We start from the raw sequence: 17,779 nt of genomic DNA on the forward strand, positions 1-17,779 counted from the left end.
CGGAAGCGCCCGCGACACCCTGGCCCGCCCTGGCGGCGTCACCCCCCTCGCGAGCACCTCTCAGGAGCCGCCCGGCCGCAGCAGCGGAACCATCAACTGGTCGATCATCTCCTCGATTTCATGATCCTGCCATTCGCAGCCGCACATCTTGGAGCGGTACATCATCATCGCCGGGATGGCGTCGAAGACATAGCCGTTCGCAGCATCAGAGCGCACCTCTCCTCGCTGGATCCCGCGCTCGATGACCTCTCGAAGCATCTTGATGGTGGGCTCCACGACCCCGTCGAAGATCACACCGTGAAACCGCTCGGCCTGCGTCGTATCGCATTCGTGAATCACCGAGCGAAGCGCGACACCGGGGCGGGAGAACATCGCGTCCCGGGCGCGCAGACACAGCGCCAAGAGGTCCTCACGCACCCCGCCCTCGTCCGGCGTCGCGTCGAAATGAGGGAGACCGGCACGCAGCGCGTCGGCGACGAGGTCCTCCTTGGACGGCCAGCGGCGGTAGACCGCGGCCTTGCCGGTCTGGGCTCCGGCGGCGACGGCCTCCATCGTCAGGCCGTTCCAGCCCACGGTGCTGAGTTGGTCCAGTGCGGCGTCGAGGATCGCACGCTCGAGCACAGCACCGCGGCGGCGGGCGGTTGTCTGAGCGGGGGCATCCGCCCAGCTCGGGGTAACCATCTGACTCTCTCCAACGAACAGAGAAGCGGGGATTTCGGGGATGTGGGGGCGTGCCGGACGGCGGCAGAGGGGGACAAGCCGAACGATGACGCCACGAGTGAACGCTTGCGTTCACTGTCGGGGACTCACTACCGTTGACGCGGCAGTGAACGCGAGCGTTCACTAACGCACTCGTGGGGGACCCATAGTGACAACCTCTCCATTGCTCCAGGACCAGAAGCCAGGTGCGGCCCGCCGGGAGGGGCATCCCGGCATCGCGCTCACCGTCATCGCGGCCTGCCAACTCATGGTGGTACTCGACGCGACGATTGTGAACATCGCGCTCCCGCACATTCAAGACGCGCTCAAGTTCAGCACCACCGACCTCACCTGGGTCGTCAGCTCCTACACACTCACCTTCGGCGGTCTGCTGCTTCTCGGCGGCCGGGCCGGTGACATCCTCGGCCGCCGCCGGGTCTTCATGACCGGCATCCTGCTGTTCACCCTCGCCTCGCTGCTCGGCGGGCTCGCCCAGGAGCCCTGGCAGTTGCTGGCCGCACGGGTGCTGCAAGGGGTGGGGGGCGCCATCGCGTCGCCCACCTCGCTGGCCCTCATCACCACCACGTTCCCCGAGGGCCCGGAGCGCAACCGGGCCTTCGGGGTCTTCGCCGCCGTATCGGCGGGCGGCGGCGCCATCGGCCTGCTCGCCGGCGGCATGCTCACCGAGTGGCTCGACTGGCGCTGGGTGCTCTTCGTGAACGTGCCGATCGGCGTGCTGATCGCCGTGCTCACACCGCTCTACATCAGCGAGTCCGACCGGCACACCGGCCGCTTCGACATCGCGGGTGCCGTGACCTCGACAACGGGCATGGCGTCCCTCGTCTACGGCTTCATCCGGGCAGCGGACGAGGGGTGGCGGGACAGCCTCACCATCGGGTCCTTCGGCGCCGCCGTGGTCCTGCTGGTGGCCTTCGGGGTCATCGAGTCCCGGGCCAAGGAACCGATCACCCCGCTGCGGATGTTCGCCGACCGCAACCGCTCGGGCACGTACGTGATCATGCTGAGCCTGGCCGCGGCGATGTTCGGCATGTTCTTCTACATCGTGCTGTTCGTGCAGAACGTGCTCGGCTACAGCCCGATCGAGGCGGGGCTCGCCTTCCTGCCCGTGACGGTCGTGATCGCGCTCGGCGCGGGTCTGTCGCAGCGGTTCCTGCCGGTGCTCGGCCCCAAGCCGTTCATGCTCGCGGGCTCGGCGCTCGCGATGATCGGACTGGCCTGGCAGGCGCTCATCAGCTCCGACAGTTCCTACGTCGGCGGGGTTCTCGGCCCGATGCTGGTGTTCGGCTTCGGTATGGGGCTGAACTTCGTGACACTGACGCTCACCGCCGTCTCCGGTGTCGCCCCGCACGAGGCGGGCGCCGCGTCCGGGCTGCTCAACACCACGCAGCAGGTGGGCGGATCGCTGGGCCTGGCCATTCTGACGACGGTCTTCGGCACGGCGACCCGGGACGAGGCGGAGAAGCAGCTTCCGCAGTTCATGGCCGAGGGCTCCGCAGAGCAGAAGGCGGAGTTCGCCCGCACGCAGCAACTGCCCGCACCGTGGGGGCACGAGGTGCTGGCCCAGGGCATCTCGGCGGCCTTCGTCCCGGCGGCGGCGATGGCCGTCCTCGCCCTGGCCACGGCCTGGCTGGTGATCCGGGTCCGCAAGAGTGACCTGGAGGCACTCTCCGGCTCGGCCGGGCCGGGACTCGGCTGAGACGACGGCACCACGAGCCGGCTTCGGCGGCTCGCCGACGGGCGTGACACTTGCCTGGCGGCGGCCGCCGGGCCGGTTCGGGAGCGGTTCGCTCCCCGGACGGCTCGTGAGAGCGCCCCACCAGTGGATCAGAACCGCGAGCAGGACGCCCATCTTCACCCCCATCGCTCCACTCCGGTGCCTGCGCGCCCTGACGGCTCGCACAGCGGATGTCACGACAACGAGCGGGCGATTACGGAGAGTTCCCGGGGTGTACGGAGAGTTCGCGAAAAGACGCAGTGGCCTCTGCCGCTAGGCCGAAGCGGGCACCCACTCCGGGAGCGGTTCCGTCCGCCCCACCCACTCGGCGGGCGGCGCCCCCGCCTTGCCCGCGGCGATCACGCCGCCGACGATGGCGCAGGTGGTGTCGACATCCCCGCCGACCTGCGCGGTCGTCCAGAACGCCTGCTCATAGTCACCCAGGCTTCTGGCGGCCGACCAGAGAGCGAAGGGCACGGTGTCATGGGCGGTCGTGCGCCGGCCGCACCCCAGTACCGCCGCGACCGTGGCCGGATTGCCGTAGTCGAGCATGTCCCGGGCCCGGCGCAGCCCCGCGCCCACCGCGCTCTTCGGCACCAGGTCGATGACCCCGTCGAGGAGCGCCTCGGCTCCGGGCGGCCCGCCGGGGTCGGCCGCGAACGAGGCGGCCGCGGCGACGGCCATCGCTCCGACAACCGCCTCACGGTGCTGATGGGTGGTGTAGGCCGAGATCTCCGCCTGGTGGGTCGCCTGCTCCGGGTCGCCCGCGTACCAGGCCCCCAGCGGGGCGATCCGCATCGCGGCGCCGTTGCCCCAGGACCCCTGCCCGTTGAAGAGCGCGGCGGCGAGTTCGCGCCAGTCCCCGCCCTCCCGGACGAGTCGCAGCAGGCGGTTGACCGCAGGGCCGTAGCCGCGGTCGAAGTCGTGGTGCTCGGCGAAGGAACGGGCCAGGGCGTCCTGGTCGACGCGGTGGTGGGCGGCCAGGACGGCGACGACGGAACCGGCCATCTCCGTGTCGTCGGTCCACTGCCATAGTCCTGACGGCACCTCGCGGCGCTTCAGCAGCGGGTAGTTCACCGGCACGAAGTACTGGGAACCCAGGGCGTCCCCGACGGACAGTCCGCGCAGGCTGGCCAGGGCGCGGTCCAGGCGCACGTCATGGGAGGAATCAGCGGTCATCGCCCTGCCACTCTATCCGGTGATCCCGTAGGGTTCGGGATCTCGCCAGCGGTCGAACGGCCGGTCGAGCGTGTACTTGCCGTCCTCTCCCAGAACGAGCATCCGCACCTCGCCGTTCCCCGGGTTCGACAGCGACTCGAACTCCGAGACCGTCCAGTGGAACCACCGCATGCAGAACAGCCGCATGGCCAGACCGTGGGTCACGATGAGGACGTTCGGCGGATGGTCGGGGTCCTCGAAGCTGCGGAACAAACTCTCCAGGAAGCCGCCGACCCGGTCGTAGACATCGGCGCCGGACTCACCCTGGGCGAAACGGTAGAAGAAGTGGCCGTACGCGTCCCGATAGGCCTTCTGGAGACGGACCTCGTCCCGGTCCTGCCAGTTGCCCCAGTCCTGCTCACGCAGCCGGGGCTCCTCGCGTACGCGTATGAGTTCGGGGTCGAGGTGGAAGGAGCGCAGCGTCTCGTGTGTACGGCGGTACGGGGAGACGTAGACACTGACGCGCTCACCGCCGAACCGTTCACGCAGCTGCTCACCCGTCGCCTCCGCCTGTCGCCGGCCCTTCTCGGTCAGCGACAGGGCGTGGTCGGGTACACGCTCGTACACGGAGTCATCAACATTGCCCGTTGACTCGCCGTGCCGGACAAGGACGATGCGCCGTGGTCGTGCCATGCCAAGACCCTAGATCGGGTGAGCGCTTGCGCAGCACTCATACCCCACCCATACAGCGTAGGTCACACAGATCCTGCACCACAGGTCACACAGGTCACGCCCGCAGCCGACCGGAACCGATCCGACCAAACCATCCTGAAACAGACCGTCCGGCCGACCGGGTCAGACGGTCCAGCTCGACTCCATGCCCACGATGTCCCCGGTGAGCGCCGCCACGTCCGCCTCCGTCTGGGCCCTCAGGGCGAGCCGCTCCACGCGCTCGGTGCGGTACTTGCCGTGCTCGGCGTCCGAACGCCACATCGACAGCACCAGGAACTCGTGCCCGGGCGCCTCGCCGAACAGCCCGCGCACCATGCCGGGAGAACCGGCCATCGCCGGGTTCCAGACCTTCTCCTGCATCAGCACGAAATGCTCGGCCCGCTCCTCATGGACACGGCAGAGCGCCACCCGTAGCAGGTCGGCGTCCGTGAAGCGCGGTTCGAAGCCGGTCTTCACGTCGAAGCGGTAGTCGAAGAGCCTGACCTGGGCGTCCTTGAACGTGCCCGACTGGGCCGACGCCAGCCGGCCGTGGGACCGCGCCATGAAGGAGTCGTAGAAGGCGCGGCTCTCCCAGAACGCGAATATGTGCGCCACGTCCGGCCGCCCCCGGCTCCAGCCACCCCCCTGCCCGCGAAACCCCGGCTCCCCCAGAAGCCCCGCCCACTTCCGCTGCCCCCGCTCGAAACCGCGGCGGTCCACCACGGTGCAGCGAATCCACTTGACCAGCACCGCGCCATGGTAAGGCCACCGAGCGTGGCGCCGGTCACTCTCGGCCGGACCGCTCCGCCACGCGCGCACCCGCTCCCGTGGCAGGATGGACAAACAGTCGTAAGCGCCCGGCAGTTGGGGCGAACAGGCGGGTCGGTACGGGGAAGGGGACTCTGGTGGACGGGCTCAACAAGGGACTGAGCAAGATCGAGATCGCGATGAGGTGGGATCCCAGTCCGGCGGGGCAGCCGTCCACCGATCTGGACCTAGTCGCGGCGACATACCTGGCGGACGACCCGCACGGCGATCCCGCCTATGTGGTGCACTTCGACAGCCGCTCCCCCGACGGCACCATCTACCTCAACCGGGACAGCAAGGACGGCCAGGGCTTCGGCTACGACGAGGTCATGATGCTGGAACTCAACCGCCTCGACGACCGGTACGCGCGCGTGGTGGTGGGTGTCGTCATCCAGCAGCGCCCGGCGGAGCGCACCTTCGTCAGCGTGGTCAACCCGGGCCTGCGCATCCGCGAGGGGTACACGGTCCTCGCGGAGGACGACTTCGGCGGTGTCCTGGGGGCGACGGCCGCGACGGTCGCGGAGTTCGTCCGGGACGGCTCCGGCCCCTGGGCCTTCCACTCCGGCCTGCGCGGTTTCGAGGGCGACCCCGTGTCCTTCAGCAGGACGATGGGTGCGGCACGCGGGGCATGAGCACCATGCCGTGACATCCGCAGCCTGTGACGACAGGAGGGGCACCGCCCAAAGGCGGTGCCCCTCCGTCATCGGCTCAGGCGCTCGGCGTCAGCTGCAGCCGCTGGTCGAGCCGCAGCCCTCGCAGATGTAGCACGAACCGGCGCGCTGCATCTTCGTACCGCAGGAGAAGCACAGCGGGGCGTCGGCCTGGATGCCCAGCTGCATCTCCACCAGTTCGGCACTGGTGTGAGCCTGCTGCGGGGCGGGCTGGGGAGCCACTTCGCTCTTCGGCGCGGTGACGGCCTTCAGCTCCTGGGCGCGCGGCGCCGACTGGGCCAGACCCTCGACGTCGACCTCGTCGTCGTTCGGCTCGTACGAACCCGTCTCGAGGTGACGCTGGCGCTCATCGGCGGAGTGGATGCCGAGCGCGGAGCGCGTCTCGAAGGGCAGGAAGTCCAGCGCCAGGCGGCGGAAGATGTAGTCGACGATCGACTGCGCCATCCGCACGTCCGGGTCGTCCGTCATGCCGGCCGGCTCGAAGCGCATGTTCGTGAACTTCGAGACGTACGTCTCCAGGGGGACGCCGTACTGGAGGCCGACGGAGACCGCGATGGAGAAGGCGTCCATCATGCCCGCGAGGGTCGAGCCCTGCTTGGACATCTTCAGGAAGACCTCGCCCAGACCGTCGTCCGGGTAGGAGTTGGCGGTCATGTAGCCCTCGGCACCGCCGACGGTGAAGGACGTGGTGATGCCGGGACGTCCCTTCGGGAGGCGCTTGCGGACCGGGCGGTACTCGACCACCTTCTCGACCTTGGCCTCGACGGCCGCGGGCTCCTCGGCCTTCTCCTCCTCCTTCTTCTTGGCGGAGAGCGGCTGGCCGACCTTGCAGTTGTCGCGGTAGATCGCGAGCGCCTTGACGCCCAGCTTCCAGGCCTCGAAGTAGATCTCCTCGACCTCCTCGACGGTCGCCGACTCCGGCATGTTGACCGTCTTGGAGATGGCGCCGGAGATCCACGGCTGGATCGCGGCCATCATGCGGACGTGGCCCATCGCGGAGATGGACCGGTCGCCCATGGCGCAGTCGAACACCTCGTAGTGCTCGGGCTTGAGGCTCGGGGCGTCGATCACATTGCCGTGGTCGGCGATGTGGGCGACGATCGCCTCGATCTGCTCTTCCAGGTAGCCCAGGCGACGCAGGGCCTGCGGGACGGTGCCGTTGACGATCTGCATCGAGCCGCCGCCGACCAGCTTCTTGAACTTGACCAGCGCGAGGTCGGGCTCGACACCGGTGGTGTCGCAGGACATCGCGAGACCGATGGTGCCGGTCGGGGCGAGCACCGACGCCTGGGAGTTACGGAAACCGTTCTTCTCACCGAGGCGCACCACGTCCTGCCAGGCCTCGCTGGCGGCCGCCCACACCGGGGTGTCCAGGTCGTCCATGCGGACGGCCTTGTCGTTGGCGTCCGAGTGCTGCTTCATGACGCGCTTGTGGGCGTCGGCGTTGCGGGCGTAGCCGTCGTACGGGCCGACGACCGCGGCGAGTTCGGCGGAGCGCCGGTACGCGGTGCCGGTCATCAGCGAGGTGATGGAGCCGGCGAGGGCGCGGCCGCCGTCGGAGTCGTAGGCGTGGCCGGTCGCCATCAGCAGGGCGCCGAGGTTGGCGTAGCCGATACCGAGCTGGCGGAACGCGCGCGTGTTCTCGCCGATCTTCTGGGTCGGGAAGTCGGCGAAGCAGATCGAGATGTCCATCGCGGTGATGACCAGCTCGACGACCTTCTGGAAGCGCTCGGCCTCGAAGGACTGGTTGCCCTTGCCGTCGTCCTTGAGGAACTTCATCAGGTTCAGCGAGGCCAGGTTGCAGGACGTGTTGTCCAGGTGCATGTACTCGCTGCACGGGTTCGACGCGGTGATCCGGCCGGACTCGGGGCAGGTGTGCCAGTTGTTGATGGTGCCGTCGTACTGGATGCCGGGGTCGGCACAGGCCCACGCGGCCTCGGCGATCTTGCGGAAGAGCGCCTTGGCGTCGACCTCCTCAATGACCTCGCCGGTCATCCGGCCGCGCAGCCCGAACTGGCCGCCCTGCTCGACCGCGGTCATGAACTCGTCGTTCACACGGACCGAGTTGTTGGCGTTCTGGTACTGGACGGACGCGATGTCGTCGCCGCCCAGGTCCATGTCGAAGCCCGCGTCCCGCAGGATGCGGATCTTCTCCTCTTCCTTGACCTTGGTCTCGATGAAGTCCTCGATGTCCGGGTGGTCCACGTCGAGGACGACCATCTTGGCGGCACGGCGGGTGGCGCCACCGGACTTGATCGTTCCTGCGGAGGCGTCGGCTCCGCGCATGAAGGAGACCGGGCCGGAGGCGTTGCCGCCGGAGGACAGCAGTTCCTTGGAGGAGCGGATCCGGGAGAGGTTCAGGCCGGCGCCGGAGCCGCCCTTGAAGATCATGCCCTCTTCCTTGTACCAGTCGAGGATCGACTCCATGGAGTCGTCGACGGCCAGGATGAAGCAGGCGGAGACCTGCTGGGGCTGCTTGGTGCCGACGTTGAACCAGACGGGGCTGTTGAAGCTGAAGATCTGGTGCAGGAGGGCGTACGCCAGCTCGTGCTCGAAGATCTCGGCGTCCGCGGGCGAGGCGAAGTACTTGTGGTCCTCGCCGGCCTTCCGGTACGTCTTCACAATGCGGTCGATGAGCTGCTTCAGGCTCACCTCGCGCTGCGGAGTGCCTACGGCACCGCGGAAGTACTTGCTGGTGACGATGTTGACCGCGTTCACCGACCAGAACTCGGGGAACTCGACGCCACGCTGCTCGAAGTTGACCGAGCCGTCGCGCCAGTTGGTCATGACGACGTCACGGCTCTCCCACGCCACCTCGTCATAGGGGTGGACCCCAGGGGTGGTGTGGATGCGCTCGATACGCAGACCCTTGTTCGCCTTGGTGCCCTTGGCGCGGGAACTCCGTGCCGGACCGCTCGCCGTCTCTGTCATGCCGCCTCCCTGTACGGGCGAAAACGCCCTGAAGTGCCCCGTTGTTCCCGTGGCACGGTGTTCTGTCTGGTGTTGCGGGCATCCACTCACATCGCCCGCAACAGGTCTTCACATCGCCGCCGCCCGGCCGGGCCCGGAGCTGTCGTCCGGGTCCGGCCCGCCGGTCAGTCGGCGGCGCCTGCGGGCTCGGGGACCTGTGTGGTCCCTCCGGGCCCGCGGTCGTCTTCCTGGCTCCCCGCACCCGTGTCCTCGCGGTCGCCGTCGTCCGCGTCGGTGCGTCCCGTCTCTTCCCGCAGTTCCGTGATGGCCGCCTCGAAGTCCTCCAGCGAGTCGAACGCCCGGTAGACGGAGGCGAATCGCAGATAGGCGACGAGATCGAGCTCCTGCAACGGGCCGAGAATGGCCAGCCCCACGTCGTGGGTGGTCAGCTCGGCGCTTCCGGTGGCCCGCACCGCCTCCTCGACCCGCTGGCCGAGCTGGGCGAGCGCGTCCTCGGTGACGGGCCGTCCCTGGCACGCCTTGCGCACACCATTGATGACCTTGGTACGGCTGAAGGGTTCAGTGACTCCGGACCGCTTGACCACCATGAGCGAGCACGTCTCCACGGTCGTGAAACGACGGGAGCAGTCAGGGCACTGGCGGCGCCTGCGGATCGACGTGCCGTCGTCGGTCGTTCGACTGTCGACGACACGGCTGTCGGGGTGCCTGCAGAAGGGGCAGTGCATGAACTCCCAACCCTCCTCACAGCAGACTCAATAGCCTCGCCGAGCATCTTGCGCCCCACGAAGCAGTCCCAAGCATAGGCGATGACCATGGGCACCGAGACCCGGGGGACCACAACTTGTGGGCTGCTGCCGCAATCCAACCACTAGATGTGGGGATTGGCTCATACATCCACGCCACCCACGCGTGTCGCACGCGTAGCCGCAGGTAAGGCCCGGCAGGCCGAGCCACACCGACCTCCGCCGCACACCGCCACCCCGCTGTTCGCGCGCGAACGCACATGACACTCGCCCGCCGGACGCATCCGTTCACGCCCGGCCGTATCGCTACGGCACATGCGGAGATACCGTGGGCGCCGCGAGGAGGGGGCGTGGGACTCCCGCACAGATGGCCACTGGCCCCAGGGCAGGGGAATGCCGGATGGCAGACTGGGGCAACAGTCCACGAGGCGATCACCCCGGCGGTGAAGAGTACAGCAATGAACCCTTTTGCCCGCCAGGAAACGCGGCAGCCAATACACCCGGACGCATGATCGCGTAGGGCGATTCGCGATTTTTCACTCGAACGTGTGTTTGGCGCAACCTTTCGAAACCAACTACCGTTGTCCAGCAGGGAGACCATCGAGAGGGGCCGACGTGACCACCACCGCAGACAGCGCCACCATCACTGCCCAGGACCGCTCCCAGGGCCGACTCGAGCCGGTGCACGCGATGAACGAAGTTACGAACCCGGAGGGGCACAAGCGCTCCTTGCCGGGACGACCTCCCGGCATCCGGGCGGACAGCTCCGGACTTACCGACCGCCAACGCCGCGTGATCGAGGTCATCAGGGACTCAGTGCAGCGGCGCGGCTACCCGCCGTCGATGCGGGAGATCGGCCAGGCCGTCGGCCTTTCCAGCACCTCCTCCGTCGCACACCAGCTGATGGCCCTGGAGCGCAAGGGTTTCCTGCGCCGCGACCCGCACCGCCCGCGCGCGTACGAGGTGCGCGGCTCGGACCAGGCCGCCTCCGTGCAGCCCACGGACACCGCGGGCAAGCCCGCCGCGTCGTACGTCCCGCTGGTCGGCCGCATCGCCGCCGGTGGCCCGATCCTCGCAGAGGAGTCCGTCGAGGACGTCTTCCCTCTCCCTCGCCAGTTGGTCGGCGACGGTGAGCTGTTCGTCCTGAAGGTCGTCGGGGACTCGATGATCGAGGCCGCGATCTGCGACGGCGACTGGGTCACGGTCCGCCGTCAGCCGGTCGCGGAGAACGGCGACATCGTGGCCGCGATGCTCGACGGAGAGGCAACTGTCAAGCGCTTCAAGCGCGAGGACGGCCACGTCTGGCTCCTGCCGCACAACGCTGCCTACGAGCCGATCCCCGGCGACGACGCGACCATCCTCGGCAAGGTGGTGGCCGTACTGCGCCGCGTCTGACGCCACGCACCGCGTCGGGTGGGCCCAGCGGGCCCACCCTCTGACCGGGCCCCGGGACCTCTGCGCCGGTTCCGGGGCCCTGTGCTGTCCGGGGCCGGCCGGTACCCGCGGGCCAGCCTGAGGCTGGGTGGCGGTGGGGATCGGCGGTGGCTCCGCCGCCGCGGCTGCCGACCCCCCGAGAGTCACCCGGCTTCCGTCTGCTGCGCCGCCGCGTCGATCGCCGCCAGCGACCTCCGCACCTGATTGCGGTCGGCCGTGAACCAGAAGTCGGGCATCGACGCCTTCAGATAGCCCCCGTACCGGGCCGTCGCGAGCCGCTGGTCCAGCACGGCGACCACACCGCGATCGCCCGACGCCCGGACGAGACGGCCGGCGCCCTGGGCCATGAGGAGCGCGGCGTGGGTGGCGGCGACCGCCATGAAGCCATTGCCGCCCGCGTCCTCCACGGCCTTCTGCCGCGCGCTCATCAGGGGGTCGTCGGGGCGCGGGAACGGAATCTTGTCCATCACGACCAGCTGGCAGCTGGGCCCGGGGACGTCCACGCCCTGCCACAGCGACAGCGTGCCGAACAGACAGGTCTTCGGGTCCGCCGCGAAGTTCTTGATGAGCTCGCCGAGCGTCTCCTCGCCCTGGAGGAGGATCGGGAACTCCGGGATCCGGGAGCGCAGTTCCTCGGCGGCCAGCTGGGCCCCCCGCATCGAGGAGAACAGGCCCAGGGTGCGACCGCCCGCCGCCTGGATCAGCTCCGTGAGCTCGTCGAGCATGTCCGCGCGATCGCCGTCCCGCGCCGGACGCGCCAGGTGCTTGGCGACGTACAGGATGCCCTGCTTGCGGTAGTCGAAGGGCGAGCCGACGTCGATGCCCTTCCACTGCGGGAGGTCGTCGCCCTCGGTGCCCTCGGGGGCCAGACCGAGAGAGGCGCCGACGCCGTTGAAGTCGCCGCCCAGCTTCAGCGTCGCGGACGTCAGGACGACGGAGCGGTCCGCGAAGAGCTTCTCCCGCAGGAGGCCCGAGACGGACATGGGGGCGACGCGCAGGGAGGCACCGAAGCGGTCGTGACGCTCGTACCAGACCACGTCCCATTCGGAGCCGTTCGTGATCCGCTCCGCCACGTCGTGCACGTTCTCCACGGACGCCAGGGCCTGTTTGCGGATCGCGTCCTCGTCCTGGACGGACTTGTCGCGCGTCGCGCCGATCGCGGAGATGACGGTGCGGCACGCGTCGCGCAATGCCATGAGTGCGTAGCCGAGGTCCTCGGGGATCTCCTCGAGACGACCCGGCAGCGCCAGCTCCATCAGCCGTTCGAACCCCTCGGAGGCGGTCTGGAGCTGGTCCGCCGCCTTCTCGTTGACGAGTTTCGCGGCGCGCCGCACCGCGCGGTTGACCTGGCCGGGGGTGAGCTCGCCGGTGGCGACACCGGTGACCCGGGAGACCAGCTCATGGGCCTCGTCGACGATCAGCACCTCGTGCTGCGGAAGGACCGGGGCGCCCTCGATGGCGTCGATGGCGAGCAGCGCGTGGTTGGTGACGACGACGTCGGAGAGTTTGGCCCGCTCCCGGGCCATCTCGGCGAAGCACTCCGCTCCGTAGGCGCACTTCGAGGCGCCCAGGCACTCCCTCGACGACACCGACACCTGGGCCCAGGCCCGGTCCGAGATACCGGGGGTGAGGTTGTCACGGTCCCCGGTCTCGGTCTCGTCGGCCCAGTCGCGCACCCGCAGCAGGTCCTGACCCAGCTTGCTGGTGGGAGCGGCCGCCTCGAACTGGTCGAAGAGGCCTTCTTCCTCGTCCTGCGGGACACCCTCGTGCAGACGGTGCAGGCACAGGTAGTTCGACCGGCCCTTGAGCATCGCGAACTCCGGGCGGCGGCGCAGCAGGGGGTGCAGCGACTCGACCGTTCTCGGCAGGTCGCGCTCCACCAGCTGGCGCTGCAGGGCCAGGGTGGCGGTCGCGACGACCACACGCTCCCCGTGAGCGAGCGCGGGCACCAGGTAGCCCAGCGACTTTCCGGTGCCGGTGCCGGCCTGGACCAGCAGGTGGGAGCCGCCGTCGATCGCTTCCGCGACGGATTCGGCCATGGTCACCTGACCGGGGCGCTCCGTACCGCCGACGGCGGTGACGGCGGCATGCAGGAGTTCGGGGAGTGAGGGCTTCGTCATAGCGCGACCACCCTACGACCCGGCACTGACAATCGGGTGATCAAGGCGGGGGCGGGGGACGGGATCAAGACCTTGGGCTCCTCGGCGGGTGGGAACCGCAGCGTCACGCGCCGCGTTCAATGAGTGATGGTGCGATGACACAGCGCTACAGCAGATGCCGGAGGGACCGGTCTCGGACCATGAGGGCGGCCCGTTTCGTGGGCAGGTCGACCTCGGCGGAGAACCGGAAGCCGGCAGTCAGGAAAGCGGCGATGGAGGGGGTGTTGCGAATGTCGGGCTCTGCGACGACGCGTGCGCAGGAGGGCCGCTGTGTGAGAGCGAGCTCGGCGACGGCTCGCAACAGCAGACCGCCCAGGCCACGCCCCCGGTCGGCGACGGCACCGACGAGGAGGTGGAGTCCCGTGTCATGAGGCCGGGCGGGGTAGTGGCGGGCCAACGGGTCGAGGTCCGCCCGGTAGATCTCCCAGTAGCTCATCGGCGTTCCGTCCAGCACGCCGATACAGGGGACGCTCCGTCCGTCGTCGGCGAGCTGGGCCCGCAGGTGCGCCTCGGTCACCTCCTGCGGTCCGGACAGCTCCCAGAACGCCGCGGCAGGGGCGTTCATCCATCGGCTGATGAGCGGAAGGTCACGGTCGACGTGCACGGGGACGAGGTGGAAGACGCCGGCGGAGGTATCGGCCGGGCCCCAGTCGGCGACGCGATCGAGGAGGTCGGCCTCGGCCGGGAGGGCCGAAGTGTCACGGGTCGGGGTGAGGGAGACGGAGAGCTGAGCCGTGCCCTGTTCCTGCCGCCGCGCTCCGTCAGGGCCGGACGCGTCGTCCGCGATGAGGACGACGAGTTCGTTCGGGAGGCTCAGGTCCCTCGTGTTCTCGCCGCGCCCGCCCTCCACGGCATCCACCTCACCGGCGTCAGAGCCGAGGTCGGCCGTGACGGGACCAGCGGCACCAGGGTCGGTGGTGGGGTCAGCGAAGGGCACCGGACGCTCCTCTCAATAAGGGGGTGGGGGCGTGTCCTCAGGGATGAAGGAGGTCGGTCGTGGTCAGGGACGGTCGGAGTGTCAGCAGTGCAGGGGGTTGGCGATGGTGACGTAGACGGACTGGGTGTCGACCGGGCCGACGAGTTCGTCGAGGCCGTGCAGCCGGGTCAGCAGGTTGGCCTTGCAGCGCAGGACCGGTGAGTCCAGCAGGAGGGCGGGGAGCGACGTACGCAACCGGGCCGGGCCGGAGGCGGCGTTCCCGAGGAAACGGCGGAAGGCGGCAAGCAGCAGCCGCTCGTCGGCCAGTCCCTGGGAACCGAACGCGCCGATGAGGCCGAGTACGTTGTTGACGGCCAGGTAGTACGCGAAGCGCTCGTCGGCGACCTCGTCACGGACGAACGTGTCGCTCTGCTCTCCGATGCCGGGCAACCGGGCATCGAGCTCCGCCCGCCGGGACTCGCGGAAGTAGTAGCCCTGGTTGTCGCGGTAGCGGCCGCCCACGGGCCAGCCCTCGGCGTCCGACAGAAGCAGCGTGTTCTGCTGATGTGCTTCCAGGGCGATGCCGGCCTCGGCGTCCAGCCACAGGACGGGGCGCACGACGTGCTGGAGGTAGCGCAGGAACCACTCGGCGGCAACGGCCCCTTGCGGTCGGCCGGTCCGGCGGGCGAGACGCGTGACGACCTCGGCCAGCCTGGACCGAAGTACTGGGCCGTGCGTCTCCGGGCCGTCCGGAACTGCCCCTGGCCCGGGCGGGGAACTCGGGCGGGGCGAGACGAGTCCGGCGACGCAGGAGACGTCGTCGGAGGGGGCGAACGGGTTGTGGCGGATCACCACGTCCAGTCCGGGCAACGGGGCTCCGTCGGGATCGTCGACAGCCAGCCAGGCCGGGTCACGCACGATGTCGAAGCCCGGATGCGCGGCACGCCACCGCTGCGCGAGTCCGCCGCGGAGCAAGCGGTGGACCTCGACGCCCCGGTGGAGTTCCTTGCGGAGGTTCTCGCGGCGGGAGTTGGTGATGCGCAGGCCCAGCGACAGCTTGAGCATCGCGGGGGCATCGGTTCGGTAGACGGTTCGCACGGAGGAGGTGGGCTGCCAGGGAGAGCCGTGAGTGCCGAGGTCACGGAGCAGTCCCGAGTCCAGCAGGGCAGCCGTCTCCGGACGGTGCCGGACCTCACGCGCCTGCCACGGGTGCAGGGGCAGCAGGGCGTACCCGTCCGGCAGGGACAGGCCGGACCCGGCCAGGCGTGCGGTGAGCCGGGCGGCGGGGACGGGGCGGCCGCGTTCGGTCCAGGCGGAGTCGGTGGCGAGGAGGGAGGGAGCGACAGCCAGCCAGTGCAGAGGGAAGGAGCCGCGCGACTCGGGTGAGTACAGCCGGGCTTCGGTCTCGGAGAGGCCCTCGCGGCTCTTCGGGGAGGGATGCAGGGGGTGCCCGAGGACGAGTGCCTGCTCCGCGGCGAGGAAGAGGTCCGGGCCGTCGGCCGGATGTCGCCGGCGATCGCTGACGAAGGCGGCCACACGGCGGAGGGATTCGGCGACACCCGCGACCAGCTCGACGCCTCCTGCGCCGTCACCGGCAGCGCGGCCGGCGTCGGGGCTTTCCGCGAACGTCTCTCTGGTGAGCAGGGCAGCGACCGTGACGGCATCGGCCGGCGGGGCGTGGCCGGGGGCGTCGGCCAGCTGCGGCAGGCCGAAGCGGTGCCAGCCCGTCGGGGACCAGTAGCGGACCGGGGCGAGAAGGGCCGTGCCGCTGGCGGGAAGGGGGATGCGGAGGATCCCGTCGGCAGGGGCGGGCTGGTTGTTCTCGCGCACCCAGCAGCGCAGCAGGTTCTCCACGGCGGCTGCCTGGGCGGCGATGTGCGGGTCGGGGTGGTCCAGAAGGTCGCCGACAGGTCCGGCGTTCAGCCCCTCGGCAGGCGGTGAACCTGGCCTCTGACCAGGGACCGGAGACTCCACGGACGCACCCGGCAGCCGGGCGTCGAAGGAACCCTCTCCCCGCGTCGTGGTGTATTGGTCGGGCTCGGGGATGGCGTTCAGCACGGGTACCTCGTGGGGTGGTTCAGGGACGTGCGGTCGGGGCGGGCGAGCCGAGGAGTTCCACTCGGCCGACTGGTCGGAGCCCGAGGGCCCGGGGCATACGGGCCCCCGGCGTGAACCAGCACGGCATGGAGGCTCACGGTGTGTACGGCGCCGCTGCCGCGCCCCCATGGCACCGAGCAGCCGCTCGGACGGCGTCGGCCAGGCGGTCCAGCACGGCGGCCGCCTGTTCATCGGTGATCGTCAGCGGCGGCAGCAGTCGTACGACGCTCGCGTGACGGCCGCCGAGTCCGACGATGAGGCCGCGCCGCAGGCACTCCCGCTGGACCGCGGCGGCCAGTTCGGGGGCGGCGGGAAGGGGCCGGGGTGCTCGGTCCGGCATCACCGACGCTCCCCCGGCCTCCCTCTCGGGATCCACCAACTCCACCCCGATCATGAGGCCCTTCCCCCGCACATCCCCTACACAGAGGAACTCGTCCGACAAGCCTCGGAGTCGGCTGAGCATGCGCGCGCCGAGAGTCGCCGCGCGGTCGGCGAGGTCGTTCTCCCGGACATGGGCGAGGGTTGCCGTGCCGGCCGCCATGGCGAGCTGGTTGCCGCGGAAGGTGCCGGTGGGAGCGGCGGATTCACCCGTGTCGAGGTCGTCGCGGTGGACGACGACTGCCAGCGGCAGACTGCCTCCGATGGCCTTGGAGAGGACCATCACGTCGGGGGTCACTCCGCTGTGTTCCACCGCCCAGAAGGCGCCGGTCCGCCCGACACCCGTCTGGATCTCGTCTGCGATCAGGGGGACGGACCGGTCGGCAGTGAGCTGCCGCATGCGCCGCAGCCAGGCGTCCGGTGCGGGGATCACCCCGCCCTCGCCCTGGACGGGCTCGACGAGCATCCCGGCGGGGAGGGCCACACCCGGCCCGAGGTCGTCGAGGACGGACTCGGTCCAGCGGGCGGCGAGGTCGGCCCCGGCGTCGCCGCCGACTCCGAACGGGCAGCGGTAGTCCTGTGGGTAGGGCAGGCGGGTGACCCGTGCGTCGTGGGCATCCGTGAGCGCGTCGGGCGGCCCGGCGGTTCTTCCGTGGCAGGCGCCGGTGAACGCGATGAGGCCGGTCCGCCCGGTCGCCGCGCGGACGAGTTCGCAGGCTGTCTCCACGGCGTCGCTGCCGGCCGGTCCGCAGAAGCGCACACGGGCCCGGCCGGCGAGGCCTGGCGGCAGGGTGTGGAACAACTCGGTGACGAAGGCGTCCTTGACGGGGGTGGCCAGGTCGAGGACGTTCAGGGGCGCACCGGAGTCGAGGACCTTGCGGATGGCCTCCAGGACGACGGGGTGGTTGTGCCCGAGCGCGAGCGCGCCGGCGCCCGAGAGGCAGTCCAGGTAGCGGCGACCATCCGCGCCCTCGATGGTCAGCCCTCGTGCCCGCACCGGGACGATCGGCAGGGCCCGGGCATAGGTCCGGGCCGCGGACTCGCGTGCGGACTGGCGCCGCAGAATCCCCTCATGTGCGGTGCGCGTTCCTGGTGCCGTGTCCTCGTCGACCGCACGACCGGGGAGGTTTCTCACCGGCGTACGCCCCACAGCGGCCTCCTCTGACGCACATCCCCCACGGGTGGATTCCGCCACGACTTCCCTGACCTCCCACTGGGCACGGGCACAGAGGACCGCACACGGACAGCAGAACCCCCACCGCTACCAACCCCCGACCGCTCACCGGGTTACGGGTTGCTTCAAGATCCTTTCCGTGACGGAACTGTTGCGGTTCCGTCGG

General features: G+C 69.9%; 13 protein-coding genes. 3 read left to right on the plus strand and 10 right to left on the minus strand.

All coding sequences use genetic code 11. The features are described from left to right. Positions 1–60: 60 nt before the first annotated feature. On the minus strand, positions 61–681 hold the full coding sequence (locus ACIBK5_RS39445) for a TetR/AcrR family transcriptional regulator (RefSeq protein ID WP_399027633.1): 621 nt from the start codon (positions 679–681) through the stop codon (positions 61–63). A gap of 187 nt (positions 682–868) precedes the next feature. Here ACIBK5_RS39445 and ACIBK5_RS39450 point away from each other — a divergent pair, with 187 nt between their 5' ends. Then, the gene (locus tag ACIBK5_RS39450; RefSeq protein WP_399027635.1) at positions 869–2,416 is read left to right on the plus strand and encodes an MFS transporter; all 1,548 of its coding nucleotides are present in this window, start codon (positions 869–871) and stop codon (positions 2,414–2,416) included. 291 nt (positions 2,417–2,707) lie between these two features. Here the strand turns inward: ACIBK5_RS39450 and ACIBK5_RS39455 are convergent, their stop codons facing one another. The 3 genes from ACIBK5_RS39455 to ACIBK5_RS39465 form a co-directional block, all read right to left on the minus strand. Continuing rightward, positions 2,708–3,613 (minus strand): ADP-ribosylglycohydrolase family protein, encoded by a 906-nt coding sequence (locus ACIBK5_RS39455; protein WP_399027636.1) that lies wholly within the window; start codon positions 3,611–3,613, stop codon positions 2,708–2,710. Positions 3,614–3,625: 12 nt separating this feature from the next. Next, a complete protein-coding gene (locus ACIBK5_RS39460) occupies positions 3,626–4,285 on the minus strand; it encodes a histidine phosphatase family protein (protein WP_399027638.1) in 660 nt (219 codons plus the stop codon). 162 nt (positions 4,286–4,447) lie between these two features. Next, a complete protein-coding gene (locus ACIBK5_RS39465) occupies positions 4,448–5,053 on the minus strand; it encodes a YdbC family protein (RefSeq protein ID WP_399027640.1) in 606 nt (201 codons plus the stop codon). A 155-nt stretch (positions 5,054–5,208) separates the two neighbouring features. Between ACIBK5_RS39465 and ACIBK5_RS39470 the strand changes: the two genes are divergently transcribed. Beyond that, the gene (locus ACIBK5_RS39470) at positions 5,209–5,742 is read left to right on the plus strand and encodes a TerD family protein (RefSeq protein ID WP_399027642.1); all 534 of its coding nucleotides are present in this window, start codon (positions 5,209–5,211) and stop codon (positions 5,740–5,742) included. A gap of 90 nt (positions 5,743–5,832) precedes the next feature. Here ACIBK5_RS39470 and ACIBK5_RS39475 read toward each other — a convergent pair whose 3' ends face one another. Together ACIBK5_RS39475 and nrdR are read right to left on the minus strand one after the other, a co-directional pair. Then, entirely contained in the window at positions 5,833–8,712 is a 2,880-nt protein-coding gene (locus tag ACIBK5_RS39475; protein WP_399027644.1) for a vitamin B12-dependent ribonucleotide reductase, read from the minus strand. 164 nt (positions 8,713–8,876) lie between these two features. Continuing rightward, on the minus strand, positions 8,877–9,437 hold the full coding sequence (gene nrdR, locus ACIBK5_RS39480) for a transcriptional regulator NrdR (RefSeq protein ID WP_399027646.1): 561 nt from the start codon (positions 9,435–9,437) through the stop codon (positions 8,877–8,879). Positions 9,438–10,070: 633 nt separating this feature from the next. On the opposite strand from nrdR, the gene lexA reads away from it, so the two are divergent. Continuing rightward, complete coding sequence (gene lexA, locus ACIBK5_RS39485) at positions 10,071–10,850, plus strand: transcriptional repressor LexA (RefSeq protein WP_215118136.1); 780 nt, start codon at positions 10,071–10,073, stop codon at positions 10,848–10,850. 182 nt (positions 10,851–11,032) lie between these two features. Here the strand turns inward: lexA and ACIBK5_RS39490 are convergent, their stop codons facing one another. The 4 genes from ACIBK5_RS39490 to ACIBK5_RS39505 form a co-directional block, all read right to left on the minus strand. Then, positions 11,033–13,009, minus strand: coding sequence for an ATP-dependent DNA helicase (locus ACIBK5_RS39490; RefSeq protein ID WP_399027648.1), 1,977 nt, complete (start codon positions 13,007–13,009; stop codon positions 11,033–11,035). Positions 13,010–13,154: 145 nt separating this feature from the next. Then, positions 13,155–13,985 (minus strand): GNAT family N-acetyltransferase, encoded by an 831-nt coding sequence (locus ACIBK5_RS39495; RefSeq protein ID WP_399027650.1) that lies wholly within the window; start codon positions 13,983–13,985, stop codon positions 13,155–13,157. Between the two features lie 81 nt (positions 13,986–14,066). After that, positions 14,067–15,887: an IucA/IucC family protein gene (locus tag ACIBK5_RS39500; protein WP_399027758.1), complete on the minus strand. Its 1,821-nt coding sequence runs from the start codon at positions 15,885–15,887 to the stop codon at positions 14,067–14,069. Positions 15,888–16,155: 268 nt separating this feature from the next. After that, positions 16,156–17,589 (minus strand): diaminobutyrate--2-oxoglutarate transaminase family protein, encoded by a 1,434-nt coding sequence (locus ACIBK5_RS39505; RefSeq protein WP_399027652.1) that lies wholly within the window; start codon positions 17,587–17,589, stop codon positions 16,156–16,158. Positions 17,590–17,779 lie beyond the last annotated feature (190 nt).

The organism is Streptomyces sp. NPDC050546, from assembly GCF_044457425.1.
GTDB lineage: Bacteria > Actinomycetota > Actinomycetes > Streptomycetales > Streptomycetaceae > Streptomyces.

Excerpts from the sequence above, each read along its gene's own strand:
- ACIBK5_RS39445 (WP_399027633.1), bottom strand. The coding sequence starts at position 681 with ATGGTTACCCCGAGCTGGGCGGATGCCCCCGCTCAGACAACCGCCCGC.
- ACIBK5_RS39455 (WP_399027636.1), bottom strand. The coding sequence starts at position 3,613 with ATGACCGCTGATTCCTCCCATGACGTGCGCCTGGACCGCGCCCTGGCC.
- ACIBK5_RS39460 (WP_399027638.1), bottom strand. The coding sequence starts at position 4,285 with ATGGCACGACCACGGCGCATCGTCCTTGTCCGGCACGGCGAGTCAACG.
- ACIBK5_RS39475 (WP_399027644.1), bottom strand. The coding sequence starts at position 8,712 with ATGACAGAGACGGCGAGCGGTCCGGCACGGAGTTCCCGCGCCAAGGGC.
- nrdR (WP_399027646.1), bottom strand. The coding sequence starts at position 9,437 with ATGCACTGCCCCTTCTGCAGGCACCCCGACAGCCGTGTCGTCGACAGT.
- ACIBK5_RS39490 (WP_399027648.1), bottom strand. The coding sequence starts at position 13,009 with ATGACGAAGCCCTCACTCCCCGAACTCCTGCATGCCGCCGTCACCGCC.